This window comes from Enterobacter cloacae complex sp. P18RS (genome assembly GCF_014982105.1).
GTDB lineage: Bacteria > Pseudomonadota > Gammaproteobacteria > Enterobacterales > Enterobacteriaceae > Enterobacter > Enterobacter hormaechei_C.
Genome location: NZ_JADCKV010000013.1, coordinates 1 through 20,859, shown reverse-complemented (window position 1 = coordinate 20,859; position 20,859 = coordinate 1). Strand labels below are relative to the sequence as shown.

At 56.5% G+C, this 20,859-nt stretch carries 19 protein-coding genes and 1 riboswitch; of the genes, 7 read left to right on the top strand and 12 right to left on the bottom strand.

All coding sequences use genetic code 11. The features are described from left to right. Positions 1-66 precede the first annotated feature (66 nt). The gene (gene rpoC / locus INF61_RS10400) at positions 67-4,290 is read left to right on the top strand and encodes a DNA-directed RNA polymerase subunit beta' (RefSeq protein WP_017384083.1); all 4,224 of its coding nucleotides are present in this window, start codon (positions 67-69) and stop codon (positions 4,288-4,290) included. Positions 4,291-4,405: 115 nt separating this feature from the next. Here the strand turns inward: rpoC and INF61_RS10395 are convergent, their stop codons facing one another. The 10 genes from INF61_RS10395 to INF61_RS10350 all read right to left on the bottom strand — a co-directional run bounded on the left by INF61_RS10395 (position 4,406) and on the right by INF61_RS10350 (position 13,190). After that, positions 4,406-4,723 carry a PTS lactose/cellobiose transporter subunit IIA gene (locus tag INF61_RS10395; RefSeq protein WP_003862327.1) on the bottom strand — a complete coding sequence of 106 codons (318 nt, stop codon included), beginning with the start codon at positions 4,721-4,723 and terminating at the stop codon, positions 4,406-4,408. Then, complete coding sequence (locus INF61_RS10390; RefSeq protein WP_010425948.1) at positions 4,723-5,031, bottom strand: PTS sugar transporter subunit IIB; 309 nt, start codon at positions 5,029-5,031, stop codon at positions 4,723-4,725. Before INF61_RS10390 ends, INF61_RS10395 begins: the two co-directional genes overlap by 1 nt. 180 nt (positions 5,032-5,211) lie before the next feature. Beyond that, the gene (locus tag INF61_RS10385; RefSeq protein ID WP_193547757.1) at positions 5,212-6,753 is read right to left on the bottom strand and encodes a sensor domain-containing diguanylate cyclase; all 1,542 of its coding nucleotides are present in this window, start codon (positions 6,751-6,753) and stop codon (positions 5,212-5,214) included. Between the two features lie 338 nt (positions 6,754-7,091). Continuing rightward, entirely contained in the window at positions 7,092-8,219 is a 1,128-nt protein-coding gene (thiH, locus tag INF61_RS10380; protein ID WP_015569973.1) for a 2-iminoacetate synthase ThiH, read from the bottom strand. Then, positions 8,219-8,986: a thiazole synthase gene (gene thiG / locus INF61_RS10375; RefSeq protein ID WP_015569972.1), complete on the bottom strand. Its 768-nt coding sequence runs from the start codon at positions 8,984-8,986 to the stop codon at positions 8,219-8,221. The genes thiH and thiG overlap by 1 nt, the downstream gene beginning before the upstream one ends. Before the next feature lies 1 nt (position 8,987). After that, the gene (gene thiS, locus INF61_RS10370; RefSeq protein ID WP_015569971.1) at positions 8,988-9,188 is read right to left on the bottom strand and encodes a sulfur carrier protein ThiS; all 201 of its coding nucleotides are present in this window, start codon (positions 9,186-9,188) and stop codon (positions 8,988-8,990) included. Beyond that, the gene (gene thiF / locus INF61_RS10365; RefSeq protein WP_023302918.1) at positions 9,172-9,927 is read right to left on the bottom strand and encodes a thiazole biosynthesis adenylyltransferase ThiF; all 756 of its coding nucleotides are present in this window, start codon (positions 9,925-9,927) and stop codon (positions 9,172-9,174) included. The genes thiS and thiF overlap by 17 nt, the downstream gene beginning before the upstream one ends. Further along, complete coding sequence (thiE, locus tag INF61_RS10360; protein WP_032672126.1) at positions 9,914-10,555, bottom strand: thiamine phosphate synthase; 642 nt, start codon at positions 10,553-10,555, stop codon at positions 9,914-9,916. The genes thiF and thiE overlap by 14 nt, the downstream gene beginning before the upstream one ends. Continuing rightward, entirely contained in the window at positions 10,555-12,450 is a 1,896-nt protein-coding gene (gene thiC / locus INF61_RS10355; protein WP_023302919.1) for a phosphomethylpyrimidine synthase ThiC, read from the bottom strand. Before thiC ends, thiE begins: the two co-directional genes overlap by 1 nt. Before the next feature lie 78 nt (positions 12,451-12,528). Continuing rightward, positions 12,529-12,638, bottom strand: a riboswitch (TPP riboswitch). 54 nt (positions 12,639-12,692) lie between these two features. Beyond that, entirely contained in the window at positions 12,693-13,190 is a 498-nt protein-coding gene (locus INF61_RS10350; protein WP_017384077.1) for an Rsd/AlgQ family anti-sigma factor, read from the bottom strand. A 95-nt stretch (positions 13,191-13,285) separates the two neighbouring features. On the opposite strand from INF61_RS10350, the gene nudC reads away from it, so the two are divergent. The 6 genes from nudC to INF61_RS10320 all read left to right on the top strand — a co-directional run bounded on the left by nudC (position 13,286) and on the right by INF61_RS10320 (position 17,639). After that, on the top strand, positions 13,286-14,059 hold the full coding sequence (gene nudC / locus INF61_RS10345) for an NAD(+) diphosphatase (RefSeq protein WP_047052401.1): 774 nt from the start codon (positions 13,286-13,288) through the stop codon (positions 14,057-14,059). Positions 14,060-14,098: 39 nt separating this feature from the next. Continuing rightward, complete coding sequence (gene hemE / locus INF61_RS10340) at positions 14,099-15,163, top strand: uroporphyrinogen decarboxylase (protein ID WP_193547756.1); 1,065 nt, start codon at positions 14,099-14,101, stop codon at positions 15,161-15,163. Between the two features lie 9 nt (positions 15,164-15,172). Further along, a complete protein-coding gene (gene nfi / locus INF61_RS10335) occupies positions 15,173-15,844 on the top strand; it encodes a deoxyribonuclease V (protein WP_003862312.1) in 672 nt (223 codons plus the stop codon). Positions 15,845-15,885: 41 nt separating this feature from the next. Continuing rightward, entirely contained in the window at positions 15,886-16,476 is a 591-nt protein-coding gene (locus INF61_RS10330) for a YjaG family protein (RefSeq protein WP_193547755.1), read from the top strand. Positions 16,477-16,662: 186 nt separating this feature from the next. Further along, on the top strand, positions 16,663-16,935 hold the full coding sequence (gene hupA, locus INF61_RS10325) for a nucleoid-associated protein HU-alpha (RefSeq protein ID WP_002445246.1): 273 nt from the start codon (positions 16,663-16,665) through the stop codon (positions 16,933-16,935). A gap of 11 nt (positions 16,936-16,946) precedes the next feature. Then, positions 16,947-17,639 carry a DUF1481 domain-containing protein gene (locus INF61_RS10320; protein ID WP_017384076.1) on the top strand — a complete coding sequence of 231 codons (693 nt, stop codon included), beginning with the start codon at positions 16,947-16,949 and terminating at the stop codon, positions 17,637-17,639. Positions 17,640-17,687: 48 nt separating this feature from the next. Here the strand turns inward: INF61_RS10320 and purD are convergent, their stop codons facing one another. Together purD and purH are read right to left on the bottom strand one after the other, a co-directional pair. Beyond that, a complete protein-coding gene (purD, locus tag INF61_RS10315; protein ID WP_193547754.1) occupies positions 17,688-18,980 on the bottom strand; it encodes a phosphoribosylamine--glycine ligase in 1,293 nt (430 codons plus the stop codon). Positions 18,981-18,995: 15 nt separating this feature from the next. Continuing rightward, entirely contained in the window at positions 18,996-20,585 is a 1,590-nt protein-coding gene (gene purH / locus INF61_RS10310) for a bifunctional phosphoribosylaminoimidazolecarboxamide formyltransferase/IMP cyclohydrolase (protein WP_023295751.1), read from the bottom strand. Positions 20,586-20,859: the final 274 nt, after the last annotated feature.

Genomic DNA, 20,859 nt, shown 5'->3' with positions numbered 1-20,859 from the left:
AACAGGTCACTGCTGTCGGGTTAACGCCCGACAGCAGAGTGTGCTAACTCCGACGGGAGCAAATCCGTGAAAGACTTATTAAAGTTTCTGAAAGCGCAAACTAAAACCGAAGAGTTTGATGCGATCAAAATTGCTCTGGCTTCGCCAGACATGATCCGTTCATGGTCTTTCGGTGAAGTTAAAAAGCCGGAAACCATTAACTACCGTACGTTCAAACCTGAGCGTGACGGCCTTTTCTGTGCGCGTATTTTCGGGCCAGTAAAAGATTACGAGTGCCTGTGCGGTAAGTACAAGCGCCTGAAACACCGTGGTGTGATCTGTGAGAAGTGCGGCGTTGAAGTGACCCAGACCAAAGTACGCCGTGAGCGTATGGGCCACATCGAGCTGGCGTCTCCGACCGCTCACATCTGGTTCCTGAAATCTCTGCCGTCCCGTATCGGTCTGCTGCTGGATATGCCGCTGCGCGATATCGAACGTGTTCTGTACTTCGAATCTTATGTGGTTATCGAAGGCGGGATGACCAATCTGGAACGTAACCAGATCCTGACCGAAGAACAGTATCTGGACGCGCTGGAAGAGTTCGGTGACGAATTCGACGCGAAGATGGGTGCGGAAGCTATCCAGGCCCTGCTGAAGAGCATGGATCTGGAGCAAGAGTGTGAAACTCTGCGCGAAGAGCTGAACGAAACCAACTCCGAAACCAAGCGTAAAAAGCTGACCAAGCGTATCAAACTGCTGGAAGCGTTCGTTCAGTCTGGTAACAAACCAGAGTGGATGATCCTGACCGTTCTGCCGGTTCTGCCGCCAGATCTGCGTCCGCTGGTTCCGCTGGATGGTGGTCGTTTCGCAACGTCGGATCTGAACGATCTGTACCGTCGCGTGATCAACCGTAACAACCGTCTGAAACGTCTGCTGGATCTGGCTGCGCCGGACATCATCGTACGCAACGAAAAACGTATGCTTCAGGAAGCAGTCGATGCCCTGTTGGATAACGGTCGTCGTGGTCGTGCGATCACCGGTTCTAACAAACGTCCTCTGAAATCTTTGGCCGACATGATCAAAGGTAAGCAGGGTCGTTTCCGTCAGAACCTGCTCGGTAAGCGTGTTGACTACTCCGGTCGTTCTGTAATCACCGTAGGTCCATACCTGCGTCTGCATCAGTGCGGTCTGCCGAAGAAAATGGCACTGGAGCTGTTCAAACCGTTCATCTACGGCAAGCTGGAACTGCGTGGCCTCGCCACCACCATCAAAGCCGCGAAGAAAATGGTTGAGCGTGAAGAAGCTGTCGTTTGGGATATCCTGGACGAAGTGATCCGCGAACACCCGGTACTGCTGAACCGTGCACCAACTCTGCACCGTCTGGGTATCCAGGCCTTTGAGCCAGTCCTGATCGAAGGTAAAGCGATCCAGTTGCACCCGCTGGTTTGTGCGGCCTATAACGCCGACTTCGATGGTGACCAGATGGCTGTTCACGTACCGCTGACGCTGGAAGCCCAGCTCGAAGCGCGTGCGCTGATGATGTCTACCAACAACATCCTGTCTCCAGCGAACGGTGAACCTATCATCGTTCCTTCTCAGGACGTTGTACTGGGTCTGTACTACATGACCCGTGACTGTGTTAACGCCAAAGGCGAAGGCATGGTGCTGACTGGCCCGAAAGAAGCTGAGCGTATTTATCGCGCTGGCCTGGCCTCTCTGCATGCGCGCGTTAAAGTGCGTATCACCGAATACGAAAAAGATGAAAACGGCGAGTTCGTTGCGCACACCAGCCTGAAAGACACGACCGTTGGCCGTGCTATTCTGTGGATGATCGTACCGAAAGGTCTGCCTTTCTCCATCGTCAACCAGGCGCTGGGCAAGAAAGCGATCTCCAAAATGCTGAACACCTGTTACCGCATTCTGGGTCTGAAGCCGACCGTTATCTTCGCTGACCAGACAATGTACACCGGCTTTGCTTATGCAGCGCGTTCAGGTGCATCTGTTGGTATCGATGACATGGTCATCCCAGAGAAGAAACACGAGATCATCTCTGAAGCGGAAGCTGAAGTTGCTGAGATCCAGGAGCAGTTCCAGTCTGGTCTGGTAACCGCAGGCGAACGTTACAACAAAGTTATCGATATCTGGGCTGCGGCGAACGATCGTGTATCTAAAGCGATGATGGATAACCTGCAAACCGAAACCGTGATTAACCGTGACGGCGTAGAAGAGCAGCAGGTCTCCTTCAACAGCATCTACATGATGGCCGACTCCGGTGCGCGTGGTTCTGCGGCACAGATTCGTCAGCTGGCAGGTATGCGTGGTCTGATGGCGAAGCCAGATGGCTCCATCATCGAAACGCCAATCACCGCGAACTTCCGTGAAGGTCTGAACGTACTCCAGTACTTCATCTCCACGCACGGTGCGCGTAAAGGTCTGGCGGATACCGCACTGAAAACGGCGAACTCCGGTTATCTGACGCGTCGTCTGGTTGACGTTGCGCAGGATCTGGTTGTGACTGAAGACGATTGTGGCACCCTCGAAGGTATCACCATGACCCCGGTTATCGAGGGTGGTGATGTTAAAGAGCCGCTGCGCGATCGCGTACTGGGTCGTGTGACCGCGGAAGACATTCTGAAGCCGGGCACCGCAGACATTCTGGTTCCACGCAACACCCTGCTGCACGAACAGTGGTGTGACCTGCTGGAAGCGAACTCTGTTGACTCCGTGAAAGTGCGTTCCGTTGTATCCTGTGACACCGACTTTGGTGTGTGTGCGCACTGCTACGGTCGTGACCTGGCGCGTGGCCACATCATCAACAAAGGTGAGGCTATCGGCGTTATCGCGGCACAGTCCATCGGTGAGCCGGGTACACAGCTGACGATGCGTACGTTCCACATCGGTGGTGCGGCATCTCGTGCGGCTGCTGAATCCAGCATCCAGGTGAAAAACAAAGGTAGCATCAAGCTCAGCAACGCGAAGTCGGTTGTGAACTCCAGCGGTAAACTGGTTATCACTTCCCGTAACACCGAGCTGAAGCTGATCGACGAATTCGGTCGTACCAAAGAGAGCTATAAAGTGCCTTACGGTGCGGTTATGGCGAAAGGTGATGGCGAGCAGGTTGCTGGCGGTGAAACCGTTGCAAACTGGGATCCACACACCATGCCGGTTATCACCGAAGTAAGTGGTTTCATCCGCTTCACTGACATGATCGACGGCCAGACCATTACTCGTCAGACCGACGAGCTGACCGGTCTGTCTTCTCTGGTGGTTCTGGATTCTGCTGAACGTACTACCGGCGGTAAAGATCTGCGTCCTGCACTGAAAATCGTTGATGCTCAGGGCAACGACGTTCTGATCCCTGGTACCGATATGCCTGCGCAGTACTTCCTGCCGGGTAAAGCGATTGTACAGCTGGAAGATGGCGTACAGATCAGCTCTGGTGACACCCTGGCGCGTATTCCTCAGGAATCCGGCGGTACCAAGGACATCACCGGTGGTCTGCCACGCGTTGCGGACCTGTTCGAAGCACGTCGTCCGAAAGAGCCTGCGATCCTGGCTGAAATCAGCGGTATCATCTCCTTCGGTAAAGAGACCAAAGGTAAGCGCCGCCTGGTTATTACGCCAGTAGATGGCAGCGAGCCGTACGAAGAGATGATTCCTAAGTGGCGTCAGCTCAACGTGTTCGAAGGTGAACGCGTAGAACGTGGTGACGTGGTTTCCGATGGTCCAGAAGCGCCGCACGACATCCTGCGTCTGCGTGGTGTGCATGCTGTTACCCGTTACATTGTTAACGAAGTACAGGACGTATACCGTCTGCAAGGCGTTAAGATTAACGATAAACACATTGAAGTTATCGTTCGTCAGATGCTGCGTAAAGCAACCATCGAAAACGCGGGCAGCTCCGACTTCCTGGAAGGCGAGCAGGTTGAATACTCACGCGTTAAGATCGCTAACCGCGATCTGGAAGCGAACGGCAAAATCGGTGCGACCTTCGCACGCGATCTGCTGGGTATCACCAAAGCGTCTCTGGCAACCGAGTCCTTCATCTCTGCTGCATCGTTCCAGGAAACCACTCGTGTCCTGACCGAAGCGGCTGTTGCAGGTAAACGTGATGAACTGCGCGGTCTGAAAGAGAACGTTATCGTGGGTCGTCTGATCCCGGCCGGTACCGGTTATGCGTACCACCAGGATCGTATGCGTCGTCGCGCAGCGGGCGAACTGCCAGCTGCACCGCAGGTGACTGCCGAAGATGCATCCGCGAGCCTTGCAGAACTGCTGAACGCAGGTCTGGGCGGTTCCGACAACGAGTAATCGTTGATGCCCGGTAGGTAAAATTACCGGGCATATGAATCACAGGTCGGGTAAGCGTAGCGCCACCCGACAATAAAAAACCCGCCTCGGCGGGTTTTTTTACATCTGTATGTCTTCAGTTCACTAACGGGATACGTCGATAAAGCTCAATCATATCGCCCGCCAGATCCTGAATAACCATCGCGTTCATCAGGTGATCCTGAGAGTGAACGGTGATCAGGTTAACCGGAAGTTTCCCGGTCCCTTCATCAAGACCGATAAGCTGCGTCTGGATCGTATGCGCATGTTTCACATATTCACGCGATTCTTCCATCGCTTTCTCGGCTTCATCAAAGTCGCCTTTTCGCGCCATCTGCAACGCCGTCAGGGCCGCGCTGCGCGCTGCGCCTGCGTTGACAAGCAGTTCCATAATCGTGGTTTCTAAGTCTTCCATTATGACTCCAGAAGTTTGAGCGCTTTTTCCAGTACGGCATCACCTTTCATCATGCCGTAATCCATCATGTCGATGACCGCAACCTTTTTTCCGAGCGGATCGGCCTGCGCCTGGAGTTTTGCCTGTTCGTATTTAACCTGTGGCCCCAGTAATACGATATCAGCCGTCGCGATGTTATCTTTAAACTCCGCGACCGGAACGGCTTTAATGGTTACTTCGACTCCTTTTTTCTGCGCGGCATCTTTCATACGTTGAACCAGCATGCTGGTTGACATTCCCGCTGCACAGCATAAAACGATGTTCTTCATAGTCAGCCTCGATCTACATGTGTTTATTGATAATTATCCCGTGCAGACCGCTTCAACAACCGCTTTACCGCGATTGTGTGTCAGGCATCACAAAGAAATCGGCATTTTCCTGAAACCGGTTACAATTTTACAGCGGAGAGCATTCTGCCCGTCAGATCGGGCAGAATTTGAGTAAGGGTATTATCGGCTGGCCGTGCTTACGATGCGGTTTTTACCCTGTTGTTTAGCGGTATACAGCGCTTCATCTACGCTACCGATAAATTGTTCCAGCGGTTCGAAGTGCCACTCCCCCATCCCGGCGCTGAAGGTCACTCGCAGATTCTCTTCCCGCCAGGTCCGCTTTTCAACGGCGGTGCGCCAGGCTTCCAGTAGCGTGTGCGCGGAGTTCATCAGCTCGGCCGGGAATATCACGCCGAACTCTTCTCCACCGTAGCGGTAAACGGAAACGTGGTGCGGCTGCATGATCTGAATACCTTCCCGCGCCACGTTGCGCAGCACAATATCCCCGCTCAGGTGGCCCCAGGTGTCGTTAATGGATTTGAAGTTATCGATGTCGATCAGCGCCAGAACGAAGGGTTGATGAGCAGTAAGCAGCTCATCCACATCGTTATCGAACGCACGGCGATTTTTGCAGCCTGTCAGCGCATCATGGGTGGCCTGACGGACATAGGCCAGCTCGCGTTCTTTATTGGTTCGAATGGTATGGCTGAGCATCGCCTCAAGGCGTGGTGCCTGGTTGACGTCGCCGGTTTTGATGGCGTTGATAATGTTCATCAGCACAGAACGCGAGGCATGACGAAGGTAAAGCCCGAACAAAATGATGATGATTGCCGCCAGCGCAAATCCCCAGCCGACGACGGTGGTTTCATGCCGGGTGATGACGGTAAGCGTGGCATCGGAGACCCGATAAATCACAAACCAGTCCGGATTGGTGAAAGAGTAGTAGTAATACCAGGTTTTACTTTTGGGGTCGAAAAGATGGCCTTCGCCGCTGGTCATTTTGTCCATCAGCGCTTCGCTTACGTACTGCTTAAAGAGCGCCCCCGTGTCCGGATGCAGCACAACGGCGCCGTCACGCTCCACGACAAAAAACTCACCCTGAACCGGCGCCACCATCTGGCGCAGGGTATACCCCATGGACGTTAAATCAAGATGGAAAGCGAGCGTGCCCTTCAGACGGCCTTCCGGTGAAATGACCGGCTTATAGAGGGTGACAGTAGGATGTTGGGTGAAATAGTCCAGATAGGGGCGGGTGTAGTGAGGAAAGTTGCTGGCTTCCGCTTGCCCGACAAACCATGGGCGGGTTCTGGCGTCGAACGACTTACTTTTCTCCGTTGGCAGCACTTCCGGCGCGCGCAGATGGCGCCCTTCTGTGTCCGCCAGAGAGATAGACGACACCGTCGGCATCAGGTTCTGCAAATGCATCAACATCTGCAAACCGTGTGTCGGATCGATATTTATTGTCTGATTCACTCTGTCATTACGGGCGAAGTACATCGCAGCGCGACCAAGAATATAGTCATTTTCTCGCAGGATGGATTCGGTATAGTTCACCGCCAGATTATGGGTGAAGTTACCATTAATCTTATGATAATCCTCAAGAAAATCCTTTCTCTGTGAAAGGACGACCAGGACGGCGATCAGCGCGAAACTGAACAGGATCCCCGCGAAGCTGACCATAATTGGCCGGGTAAAAGAAAGCTTTTTACTGTGGAGTGCCATGAGTTGTACATCAATCCAGATGGTAGACGCGTTGCGTCTGTCGATACCCTCAGCATAGTCGCTGTCCGGTTGCTGATAGTAAATTATACAGAAGGCGATTACCGACGAGATGATTTATCTTAAGCGTAGATAAGAAACGACGTATTTATTGTATCAATTGAATTTTGTTTAAGAGGCGGAGGGCAGGGCGAAACGAGGAAGAAGCATTTTCACCCTGGTCAGCGTCCGTTGCTGACGTGGTTAAGCATAAGAAAACCGGGCAGATCGCCTCAATCGCCCGGTTATGATCTTACGAGCCGCCTCGTAACCTTTTCGCATTTTTGCAGACAGTTTCAGCGCTAATGCGAGGCTCTTCCCAGCCAGCTATCCCAGTCTTTCCACACCGGCTGTAGCCCCTGTGCAGTCAGGGCTTCCGCCACCGCTTCGGGCCGTCGGCCGTCGTGCGGTGCAAACTGTTCCAGTTCCGGGTGATCGTCCGCGTAACCGCCCGGCTGCGTTTTGGAAAAGGCGCTGACGTTATTGATCGCCAGCGGGATCGCGCGGTCGCGAAACGCGGGGGATTCACGCGTGGAGAGCGACAATTCCACTTCCGGCGCGAACAGGCGAAATGCACACAGGGTTTGCACCAGCTGGCGCTCATCCATCAGCGAGGCGGGTTCAACGCCTCCCGTACAGGGACGCAGCCGCGGGAAAGAGATGGAATAGCGGCTTTGCCAGTACTGCTGCTGTAGCCACAGCAGATGCTCCGCCACCATATAGCAGTCCACCCGCCAGCTGTCGGACAGACCGATAAGCGCGCCCAGCCCAATTTTATCGATACCGGCGCGCCCCAGCCTGTCCGGCGTTTCCAGCCGGAAGATGAAATCCTGCTTCTTCCCTTTCAGGTGATGCCGGGCATAGGTCGCCTCATGGTAGGTTTCCTGATAAACCATTACGCCGTCCAGCCCGAGGGTTTTCAGCTCCGCATATTCCTCCTGCGACAGAGGCTGCACTTCCATTTGCAACGAGGCAAATTCGCGGCGGATGGCTGGAAGATGCTGGCGAAAATAGTCCATCCCCACTTTGCCCTGATGTTCACCCGTCACCAGCAGGAGATGTTCAAAACCCATCTCACGAATAGCCGCACACTCGCGGGCGATCTCATGCTCATCCAGCGTTTTACGCTTAATACGGTTGCTCATGGAGAAACCACAGTAGGTGCAGTCGTTGGCGCACAGGTTAGAAAGATAGAGCGGCACGTAAAAGCTCACCGTGTTGCCAAAACGCTGGCGGGTGAGGCGTTGCGCGCGCTGGGCCATTGGTTCAAGGTACGCGCTGGCTGCCGGAGAAAGCAGGGCCATCAAATCCTCGCGCGTCAAATGTTTGGCTGTTAATGCCCGCTCTACGTCCGCAGAGGTTTTACTGTTGATGCGTAAGGCAATATCGTCCCAGTTAAGCTGACGCCAGCGATCGGTAAAGGTAGCCATCAGAGCGCCTCCAGAAAATCGGTCAGCGGGCTGGTGGCCTGCGCCTGAACACTGCGCGAGCCGGGGCCGGACTGCCGAGCCAGCAGACCGGACTCCACGGCAAGGCGGAACGCACGCGCCATCATCACCGGGTCGTCGGCCACCGCAATCGCGGTATTGACCAGCACCGCATCGGCCCCTATCTCCAGCGCCTGCGCGGCGTGACTGGGTACGCCGATGCCCGCATCCACCACCACGGGCACGGTCGCCTGCTCAATAATGATTTCCAGCATCGCGCGGGTCTCCAGCCCCTGGTTGGAGCCAATGGGGGCGCCCAGCGGCATTACGGCCGCGCAGCCGACCTCTTCCAGACGCTTACAGAGCACGGGGTCGGCACCACAGTAGGGCAGAACGGTGAATCCCTGCTGCACCAGCTTCTCTGCCGCTTTCAGGGTTTCGATCGGATCGGGCAACAGCCAGCGGGCGTCCGGATGAATTTCCAGCTTCAGCCAGCGGGTGCCGAGCGCTTCCCGCGCCAGTTGCGCAGCGAAAATTGCTTCCTCGGCCGTTTTCGCACCGGAGGTATTCGGTAAGAGCGTCACGCCTGCCTCCAGTAACGGCGCAAGTATGGCATCGTTGTGCTGACGCAAATCCACGCGCTTCATCGCCAGCGTCACCAGCTGGCTGCCGCTTTCACGAATGGCATCCACCATCAGTTGCGGGGAGGCGAATTTTCCGGTTCCGGTGAACAGATGTGAATCAAAGACTTTGTCGGCAATACGTAACATCTCAGCCCCCTGCGATAACCTGAAACAGCAGGATCTGGTCGCCCTCATTGACCTGCTGATGTTCCCACCGCTCGCGCGGCAGGATCTGTTGATTGAGCGCCAGCGCCGTTCCCGGCTTCAGCTGGCGCAGCATGTCGAGCAGGGCGGCAACGGTGAGATCGTCGTCGCACGTCATCGGCTCATCGTTAAACAGAATGCGCATTGCGGCCTCCGCATACCGGGCAGTGGCTGGCACGGTTTAACGCCAGATGACGCCAGCCGCTGGAGCGGGCGTCGAACAGCCGCAGCGTGTTGCGTTCTGTCTCCATGCCGCTGAGCAACTTGATGGCCTCCAGCGCCTGAAGAGTACCCATCACGCCCACCACCGGGCCCAGAATGCCTGCCGTGCGGCAGTTACGCTCCGGTTCAGCCTCGTCCGGCCACAGGCAGCGGTAGCAGCCCTGTGCCCAAGGCGGCGTAAGCACCATTATTTGCCCACCGAAACCGACCGCGCTGGCGGTGATCAGCGGCGTGTTCTGCGCAACACAGGCCGCGTTGATGGCCTGACGTGTCGCCATATTGTCCGTACAGTCCAGCACCACGTCGGCAAGGGCCACTTCGCGTTGCAGATCTTCCCCGCTCAGCCGCGTCTGGAGTGCGACCAGTTCGATATCGGGGTTAAGCTGGTTCAGCCGCTGGCGCGTAACGTGCGCTTTAGGCTGGTTGATATCTTCTGTCGTAAAGAGAATTTGCCGTTGCAGATTGCTGAGATGTACCTCGTCGTCATCGGCCAGCACCAGCGTGCCCACGCCCGCGCCGGCCAGATACAGCGCGGCGGGGGTGCCTAATCCGCCCAGACCGACAATCAGTACCCGGCTGGCGAGCAGCTTTTGCTGCCCCTCGATGGCGATATCCTCCAGCAGGATCTGGCGGCTGTAACGCATAAAATCACGATCTTTCATCACCTGCTCCTGCCAGTTGTAAAAGCTGCGCGGTGGCGGCCTGCCAGTCTGCCGCCTGGGTGATAGCGCTGACGACGGCGATACTGCCGACGCCGGTCTCCAGCACCGCGGGCGCACGTTCAAGACTGATCCCGCCGATGGCGACGGTGGGGTAATCGGCAAGGCGCTTAACGTGGGCCGCCAGCTGCGTCAAACCCTGTGGAGCGGACGGCATCTGTTTGGTTTGCGTTGGGAAAACGTGCCCGAGCGCGATGTAAGAGGGGCGGGCCGCCAGCGCCACGTCGATCTCCATATCGTCGTGGGTGGAGACGCCCAGCCGCAGACCGGCGTCACGGATCGCGTTGAGATCGGTCGTTTCCAGATCTTCCTGTCCCAGATGCACGCCGTACGCCTGGTGTTTAACCGCCAGCCGCCAGTAGTCGTTGATAAACAGGCGGGCGTGGTAGCGACGTCCCAGCGCGATAGCGGCGATCACGTCGGCCTCCACCTCTTCATCGCGTTTATCCTTGATGCGTAGCTGGAGGGTGCGAACGCCAGCTTCCAGCAGGCGGGCGATCCACTCCACGCTGTCCACCACCGGGTAAAGCCCTAAGCGGAAGGGCACGGAGGGGAAATCGGGCTGGTACATTACGCCTCCTCCTTTTTGAGGTAGATTTCGCCGCCTTTCGCGCGGAAGGTTTCCGACATGTCCGCCATGCCGACTTCAATGGTCTGCGCGGCGGCGTAATCGCGTACTTCCTGGCTGATCTTCATCGAGCAGAATTTAGGTCCACACATGGAGCAGAAGTGCGCAACTTTGCCCGATTCCTGCGGCAGGGTTTCGTCGTGATAGGCGCGGGCGGTGAACGGATCGAGGGCCAGGTTAAACTGGTCTTCCCAGCGGAATTCAAAGCGCGCTTTGGACATGGCGTTGTCGCGGATTTGCGCGCCCGGATGGCCTTTCGCCAGATCCGCCGCGTGGGCGGCAATCTTGTAGGTGATCAGCCCCTGCTTCACGTCCTCTTTGTTTGGCAGCCCGAGGTGCTCTTTCGGCGTCACGTAGCAGAGCATGGCGCAGCCGAACCAGCCGATCATCGCCGCGCCAATGCCTGACGTGAAGTGATCGTAGCCCGGCGCAATATCGGTGGTCAACGGCCCCAGGGTGTAGAACGGTGCTTCGTGGCAGTGCTCCAGCTCTTCGGTCATGTTGCGACGGATCATCTGCATCGGCACATGGCCCGGGCCTTCAATCATCACCTGCACGTCGTACTCCCAGGCGATTTTGGTCAGCTCGCCCAGCGTGTGCAGCTCGGCAAACTGCGCCTCGTCGTTAGCATCGCGGATGGAGCCCGGGCGCAGGCCGTCGCCCAGCGACAGGGAGACGTCGTACGCGGCGCAAATTTCGCAGATTTCGCGGAAGTGCTCGTAGAGGAAGTTTTCCTGATGATGGGAAAGGCACCATTTCGCCATAATCGAACCGCCGCGTGAGACGATACCGGTCAGACGTTTCGCCGTCATCGGCACGTAGCGCAGCAGCACGCCCGCGTGGATGGTGAAGTAGTCCACGCCCTGCTCGGCCTGCTCCAGCAGCGTGTCGCGGAACGCTTCCCAGGTGAGGTTTTCGGCGATGCCGTTGACCTTCTCCAGCGCCTGATAAATCGGGACGGTACCGATCGGCACCGGGCTGTTACGCAGGATCCATTCGCGGGTTTCGTGAATATAACGGCCAGTGGACAGATCCATCACCGTGTCCGCGCCCCAGCGCGTCGACCAGACCAGCTTTTCCACCTCTTCTTCGATGGATGACGTCACCGCTGAGTTGCCGATATTGGCGTTGACCTTCACCAGGAAGTTGCGGCCGATAATCATCGGCTCGGATTCCGGGTGGTTGATGTTGGCGGGGATAATGGCGCGCCCGGCGGCCACTTCGTCACGCACAAATTCCGGCGTGATGTTTTCCGGCAGGCGAGCGCCAAACCCTTCACCAGGATGCTGGTGGCGCAGCACTTCGCTGCGGATGCGCTCACGGCCCATGTTTTCGCGGATGGCGATGAACTCCATCTCCGGCGTGACGATCCCCTGGCGCGCGTAGTGCAGCTGGGTGACGCATTTGCCCGCTTTAGCGCGTTTCGGCGTCAGCAGGCCGGTAAAGCGCAGCGCGTCCAGACCGTCGTCGGCCAGGCGCGCGTTGGTATACGCCGAGCTGCGCACGCTCAGTTCTTCGCAGTCGTTACGGGCGTCAATCCACGGCTGGCGCAGTTTTGCCAGACCCTGCTGTACGTTGATAGCAACAGAAGGGTCGCCGTACGGGCCGGAAGTGTCGTATACCGGCACGGCTTCGTTGTCTTCAAACTGCGGGTTTTCTTTGCTGCCGCCGATAAGCGTCGGGCTGAGCTGGATTTCGCGCATCGGGACGCGGATATCAGCCTGTGAGCCGGAAATGTAGATGCGTTTCGAGTTCGGGAAAGCGGTGCCTTCCAGGGTGTCGATGAAGCGTTGTGCGTGTTCGCGCTGTTCGCGGCGGGTCAGTTTTGCAGTAGACATAGCTCATTCCAAAAGTGAAGGACATGGCTTGTCAGACGACGGATGAAGCAAGAGAAGATCGCCGGGGGGCGATACAACAGCAGTGTGACTCTTGTTCCCTTCGCAGGTATTAACCTGATCAGGTTCCGCGGATCCCGAATTAACGGTCTCAGCCCGTGCTTTCACACTGGGCACTCCGACAAGAAAAATCCCCCTCGTGAGAGGGGCGAATGGTTGTAAATTACTCGTTAACGATTAAGAACTCAAGCAGGGCGCGCAACGTTATCGCTGGTGCTGATATTCAGGTTGTTGTCCAGCACGAGGGCGATGAGCTTGTCTTCCAGCGTGAATCGCTCTTCCAGCGCTTCGCCAAGGTCGGAAAGCGCCTGCTGAAACTCAAGATAGTTATCGTGATCGATAGCGTTCTCCAGCGTGGAATCGTAGTAGTCCATGATCTGCTGGGTGTTGGCTTCCAGCAGCGGACAGAGTTTGCTGGCCGCTAAATACGGCGTTGTCCCTTCCATTTCGCGAATAATGCGTTCATAAAGGTTGAAATGGCCGTCGGAGAGGTAGTCGACCAGGCTCTGACAAAAGTCGTCCAGCGCTTTTTCATTCAGCCGCATAAAGGATTCTTTGCCAGGCTTAAGACCAACCAGATTGTAATACGCCACGAGTAGATGCTTGCGCACATGTAGCCAGCGATCCACCAGGGTGTTACTTCCTCCAACGCGCTCAGTCAGGCTTTCCAGCTGGTTTAACATGGTCAACTCCATAAGGTTTAGAATGGGATCTGCTTATCCAAAATGTAACCACAATGCTAACAACATGTCAGTGAAGCGAAGGTAGTGCAATAGATATGGATCGTATTATTGAAAAATCAGATCTGGGTTGGTGGATCGTCAGTCACGAACAAAAATTATGGCTGCCCGGTGGGGAGATACCCTACGGCGCGGCAGACATCTTCGATCTCGTCGGCCAACCTGCGCTGCGGATCGGAGAGTGGCAGGGCGATCCGGTATGGTTGATCCAACAGGCTCGTCGTCAGGATATGGGATCCGTTCGTCAGGTGTTGGATCTGGATGTCGGCCTGTTCCAGCTGGCGGGGCGCGGCGTGCAGCTGGCGGAGTTTTATCGCTCGCACAAATACTGCGGCTACTGCGGCCACACCATGCACCCGAGTAAAACCGAGTGGGCAATGCTCTGCGGCCACTGTCGTGAACGCTACTACCCGCAAATCGCACCGTGCATCATTGTCGCCATCCGCCGTGATGATTCCATCCTGCTGGCGCAGCATACTCGTCATCGTAACGGCATTCACACCGTCCTCGCCGGGTTCGTGGAAGTCGGCGAAACGCTGGAACAGGCGGTGGCGCGCGAGGTGATGGAGGAGAGCGGCATTAAGGTGAAAAACCTGCGCTATGTGACGTCGCAGCCGTGGCCGTTCCCGATGTCCCTGATGACCGCGTTTATGGCGGAATACGACAGCGGCGAGATTGTTATCGATCAGAAAGAGCTGCTGGAGGCGAACTGGTATCGCTACGACGATTTACCGCTGCTGCCCCCGCCGGGAACGGTGGCGCGTCGCCTGATAGAAGATACCGTGGCAATGTGTCGGGCCGAGTATGAGTAGTGTTACACTGACGGACTGACGCAATAAGGAACTGCAAAAATGACCGAACTGAAGAACGATCGTTATCTGCGTGCGCTGCTGCGCCAGCCCGTTGATGTCACCCCGGTGTGGATGATGCGCCAGGCGGGACGCTATCTGCCAGAGTACAAAGCCACGCGCGCGCAGGCGGGCGATTTTATGTCGCTGTGCAAAAACGCCGAGCTGGCCTGTGAAGTGACGCTCCAGCCGCTGCGCCGCTTCCCGCTCGATGCCGCCATTCTTTTTTCGGACATTCTCACCATTCCGGATGCGATGGGCCTTGGGCTCTATTTCGAAACCGGCGAGGGCCCGCGTTTTACCTCTCCGATCAAAAGCAAAGCTGACGTTGATAAGCTGCCGATCCCCGATCCGGAAGGCGAGCTGGGCTATGTGATGAACGCCGTGCGCACCATTCGCCGCGAACTGAAAGGCGACGTGCCGCTGATTGGCTTCTCCGGTAGTCCGTGGACGCTGGCCACCTATATGGTGGAAGGCGGTAGCAGCAAAGTCTTTACCGTCATCAAAAAGATGATGTACGCCGAGCCGCTGGCCCTGCATGCCCTGCTCGACAAGCTGGCGAAGAGCGTCACGCTCTATCTCAACGCGCAGATTAAAGCGGGCGCGCAGTCGGTGATGATTTTCGACACCTGGGGCGGCGTGCTGACCGGACGTGATTATCAGCAGTTCTCCCTGTACTACATGCACAAAATTGTCGATGGTCTGCTGCGTGAAAACGAAGGCCGTCGCGTGCCGGTGACGCTGTTTACCAAAGGCGGCGGTCAGTGGCTGGAAGCGATGGCGGCCACCGGCTGCGACGCGCTGGGCCTCGACTGGACCACCGATATTGCCGATGCGCGCCGTCGCGTGGGGGACAAAGTAGCGCTCCAGGGCAACATGGACCCGTCCATGCTCTATGCACAGCCTGCCCGCATTGAAGAAGAAGTGTCGACTATACTGTCTGGTTTCGGCCAGGGCGAAGGCCACGTCTTCAACCTCGGTCACGGTATTCATCAGGATGTACCGCCAGAACACGCTGGCGTATTTGTGGAGGCGGTGCATCGGCTTTCTGCCCAGTATCATCAGTAAGGAGTGGTTATGGATCTCGCGTCGCTACGCGCTCAGCAAATCGAACTGGCTTCATCAGTGATCCGCGAGGATCGTCTGGATACGGACCCTCCGCGGTACATTGGCGGGGCGGACGTCGGATTTGAGCAGGGCGGTGAAGTGACGCGAGCGGCGATGGTGGTGCTGAAATACCCTTCGCTGGAGCTGGTGGAGTACAAGGTGGCGCGTATCGCCACCACCATGCCCTATATCCCCGGCTTTCTCTCCTTCCGCGAATATCCCGCGCTGCTGGCCGCGTGGGAGCAACTCTCGCAAAAACCCGATCTACTGTTTGTTGATGGGCATGGTATCTCCCATCCGCGTCGCTTAGGCGTCGCCAGCCACTTTGGTCTGCTGGTGGACGTGCCGACCATCGGCGTGGCGAAAAAACGCCTGTGCGGCGCGTTTGAGCCGCTCTCTGCCGAACCGGGCGCACTGGCGCCGCTTATCCATAAAGGCGAGCAGCTGGCGTGGGTCTGGCGCAGTAAAGCGCGCTGCAACCCGTTGTTTATCGCCACCGGGCATCGGGTCAGCATGGATAGCGCCCTGGCGTGGGTGCAACGCTGTATGAAGGGCTACCGTTTACCTGAGCCAACCCGCTGGGCTGACGCCGTGGCCTCTTCACGTCCGGCATTCATTCGTTGGCAGGAAATTCAGCCGTGATTCAGGTAAACTGCGGCTAATTTTCGATTCGAGACATCATCATGTTACAAAACCCGATTCATCTGCGCCTTGAGAAGCTGGAAAGCTGGCAGCACGTGACGTTTATGGCTTGCCTGTGCGAGCGCATGTATCCCAACTATGCCGCGTTCTGCAAGCAGACGGCGTTTGGCGAAGGCCAGATTTATCGTCGTATCCTGGATTTAATCTGGGAGACGCTGACGGTCAAAGATGCGAAGGTAAATTTTGACTCTCAGCTCGAAAAGCTGGAAGAGGCTATTCCGGCTGCGGATGATTTCGACCTGTATGGCGTCTACCCGGCCATTGATGCCTGTGTGGCGTTGAGCGAGCTGATCCACTCCCGTCTGAGCGGTGAAACCCTGGAACACGCCATTGAAGTCAGTAAGGCATCCATTACCACTGTTGCGATGCTGGAAATGACCCAGGAAGGCCGTGAAATGACCGACGAAGAGCTGCGCGCTAACCCGGCGGTTGAACAGGAATGGGATATTCAGTGGGAAATTTTCCGTCTGCTGGCGGAGTGTGAAGAACGTGATATTGAGCTGATCAAAGGGCTTCGCGCGGACCTGCGCGAGGCCAGCGAGAGCAATATTGGTATAATTTTTAACCAATGAGACAACAAAACGTGATTTAACGCCTGTTTTGTCACTCCTCGACTCTTCCCTTTCGCCCCCCGTCTGGTCTACATTTGGGGGGCGAAAAAAAGTGGCTATCGGTGCGTGTATGCAGGAGAGTGCTTTTTTGGCATTTTCGTCGCACTCGATGCTTAGCAAGCGATAAACACATTGAAAGGATAACTTATGAACAAGACTCAACTGATTGATGTAATTGCGGACAAGGCTGATCTGTCTAAAGTGCAGGCTAAAGCTGCTCTGGAATCTACCCTGGCTGCTATTACTGAGTCTCTGAAAGAAGGCGATGCTGTACAACTGGTTGGTTTCGGTACCTTCAAAGTGAACCACCGCGCTGAGCGTACTGGCCGCAACCCGCAGACCGGTAAAGAAATCAAAATCGCCGCAGCTAACGTGCCGGCATTTGTTTCTGGTAAAGCACTGAAAGACGCAGTTAAGTAAGACGCGTGGCAGTGAACAGTTTTAACGAAGGGGCGGCAACGCCCCTTTTGTCATTCTGGCGTGGAACGCTCGCGCTGGCAGGCGTACTGTTGCTCTCTGCCTGTAGCCATGATTCCTCACTCCCCCCGTTTACCGCCAGCGGCTATGCTGACAACCAGGGTGCGGTCAGGATCTGGCGCAAAGATTCCAGCGATGAAGTCCATATGCTCACCGCATTCAGCCCGTGGCATAACGGCAACACCTCGACCGCAGAATACCGCTGGCAGGGCGATGCGCTGTCGCTCATTGAACTGAATATCTACAGTAAGACTCCCGAACACGTGAAGGTGCGTTTCGACGACCACGGCGAGCTGAGCTTTATGCAGCATGAGGTCAGTGGACTGAAACAGCAGCTTTCCAGCGATCAGGTCGCTCTCTACCGCTACCGTGCTGAACAACTCCGCCAGACCAGCGATGCGCTGCGTCAGGGCCGCGTGGTGCTGCGCCAGGGGCGCTGGCATGCCGACGGCACGGTGACCACCTGCGAAGGGCAGACGGTGAAGCCTGAGCTTGAATCCTGGGCAACCGAACACATTCAGCGTCGTCAACGGCATTCATCTGTGGAGGTGAGTGTGGCATGGCTGGAAGCGCCGGAAGGCTCTCAGCTGTTGCTGGTGGCGAATGAAGATTTCTGCACCTGGCAGCCGACAGAGAAGAGTTTCTGACGTAAATCCCCTCTCCCTGTGGGAGAGGGTTAGGGTGAGGGTGTGAAATTACTCTCCCTGCTCCCGCGCAATGGCACGATAGCCGATATCCTGGCGGCTGAAGCTGCCATTCCAGTGAATATCCGCCATCAGCGCATAGGCGCGCTTCTGCGCCTCTGCCACGGTCTGGCCCAGCGCGGTCGCACACAGCACGCGACCGCCGTTGGTGAGCACGCGGTCGTCGTCAGAGAGCTTTGTACCGGCGTGGAACACCTTCGCACCGTCAATCTCTTCCAGCGGCAGGCCGTGGATCTCATCTCCGGTGTTGTAGCTACCCGGATAGCCACCCGCAGCAATCACCACACCTAAAGAGGCACGCTCGTCCCACTCGGAAGTTTTCTCGTCCAGCTTGCCTTCGCACGCCGCCAGACACAGATCAACCAGATCGGACTTCATGCGCAGCATGATCGGCTGGGTTTCCGGATCGCCGAAGCGGCAGTTGAATTCAATCACCTTCGGGTTACCCTGCTTGTCGATCATCAGGCCTGCGTAAAGGAAACCGGTGTAGGTATTGCCTTCCGCAGCCATCCCCTTCACGGTTGGCCAGATGATGCGGTCCATGGTGCGCTGGTGTACTTCGTCAGTGACCACCGGAGCAGGGGAGTAAGCTCCCATCCCGCCGGTGTTTGGCCCCGTGTCGGCATTGCCTACGCGCTTGTGATCCTGGCTGGTCGCCATCGGCAGAACGTGCTCGCCGTCAACCATCACGATAAAGCTCGCTTCTTCGCCGTCGAGGAATTCTTCAATTACGATGCGGTGGCCCGCGTCGCCAAAGGCGTTACCCGCCAGCATATCCTGCACGGCGGCTTCCGCTTCTTCGAGGGTCATCGCCACGATAACGCCTTTCCCGGCAGCCAGGCCGTCGGCTTTGATCACAATCGGCGCGCCTTTTTCACGCAGGTAAGCCAGAGCAGGCTCTACCTCGGTGAAGTTCTGATATTCCGCCGTCGGGATGTTATGACGCGCGAGAAAATCTTTGGTGAAGGCTTTTGAGCCTTCCAGCTGCGCAGCCCCTTCCGTTGGGCCGAAAATTTTCAGGCCCGCGGCGCGGAAGGCATCTACAACGCCGATCACCAGCGGCGCTTCCGGGCCAACAATCGTCAGATCGATATTCTCGTTTTGGGCAAAGCTCAGCAGCGCCGGGATATCGGTTACGCCGATGGTGACGTTCTGTAGTGCGGGCTCCAGCGCGGTCCCGGCGTTACCCGGTGCCACAAAGACGGTTTCAACCTGCGGAGACTGCGCTGCTTTCCACGCCAGGGCGTGCTCGCGCCCGCCGTTACCAATCACTAATACTTTCATTTTCTGCTCCGGGAATTAATGGCGGAAGTGGCGCATGTCGGTGAAGATCATTGCGATGCCATGCTCGTCGGCAGCGGCAATCACTTCGTCATCACGGATTGAACCGCCAGGCTGGATCACACAGGTGATGCCCACAGCAGCGGCCGCATCGATACCGTCGCGGAACGGGAAGAAGGCGTCAGAGGCCATGGCGGAACCTTTGACTTCCAGACCTTCGTCACCTGCTTTAATACCCGCGATTTTCGCAGAGTAAACGCGGCTCATCTGGCCTGCGCCTATTCCGATGGTCATGTTCTCTTTGGCGTAGACGATGGCGTTGGATTTCACGAACTTCGCCACTTTCCAGCAGAACAGCGCGTCACGCAGTTCCTGCTCGGTTGGCTGACGTTTGGTGACGACACGCAGATCGGCTTCGCCCACCATACCCAGATCGCGGTCCTGAACCAGAAGCCCGCCGTTCACGCGCTTGAAGTCCAGGCCTGGAACGCGCTCTGCCCACTGGCCGCAAACCAGTACGCGCACGTTCTGTTTCGCCGCGGTGATTTTCAGCGCCTCTTCGGATGCTGATGGCGCGATGATCACTTCGACAAACTGACGGGAGATGATGGCCTGCGCGGTTTCCGCATCCAGCTCGCGGTTGAAGGCGATAATGCCGCCGAACGCGGAGGTCGGGTCGGTTTTGTAGGCGCGATCGTAAGCTTCCAGAATAGACGCACTTACCGCAACGCCGCATGGGTTGGCGTGCTTGACGATAACGCAGGCTGGCTCGCTGAACTCTTTCACGCATTCCAGCGCGGCGTCGGTATCGGCAATGTTGTTATAGGAGAGGGCTTTGCCCTGTACCTGCTGGGCAGTCGCTACAGAGGCTTCTTTTACCTCTTCTTCTATATAGAAGGCAGCCTGCTGGTGGCTGTTCTCGCCGTAACGCATATCCTGCTTCTTAATGAAGTTCAGGTTCAGCGTGCGCGGGAAGCGGCCAGATGGATCTTTGCTTTCACCGTGGTAGGCAGGTACCAGGCTACCGAAGTAGTTGGCGATCATGCTGTCGTAGGCGGCGGTATGCTCGAAGGCTTTGATGGCGAGATCGAAACGCGTTTCAAGCGTCAGGGACCCTTCGTTGGCATCCATCTCATTAATAATGGCGTTGTAGTCACTGCTCTTTACCACGATGGCCACATCTTTATGGTTCTTGGCTGCGGAGCGCACCATGGTCGGGCCGCCGATGTCGATATTCTCAACAGCGTCTTCCAGAGAACAGCCTTCGCGGGCAACGGTCTGGGCGAACGGGTAGAGGTTAACAACCACCATGTCGATGGGGGCAATATTGTGCTGCTCCATAATGCCGTCGTCCTGACCGCGACGGCCCAGAATACCGCCGTGCACTTTCGGGTGCAGGGTTTTGACGCGTCCATCCATCATTTCCGGGAAACCGGTGTAATCGGACACTTCGGTTACCGGCAGACCTTTATCTGCTAACAGGCGAGCGGTACCGCCTGTAGAAAGCAGCTCTACGCCACGTGCAGAAAGTGCCTGAGCGAATTCGACGATACCGGCTTTATCAGAAACACTGAGCAGAGCGCGGCGGACTGGACGACGTTGTTGCATGGTAAATCCCCTGGATTTCACGATTACAGAGAGCGTTAGATGAATTTTCCTGTGAAAAACTCATCTAACACACCTGACGAGGCATCCTTGTGAAGCGCGAGCATTTTAACGAAAACGTTTGCGCAACGCTCGCACATTTTTACTTTTTCGTATCATTGTGGATAAGTCTGTGCGTAAAAAGGTATAAGGCGGGGTTTTGCTGTGGAATGCAGCAGTCAGTCATTTTTCTGTCATTTAGCGGTTGCGGCCTGCGGAGAACTCCCTATAATGCGCC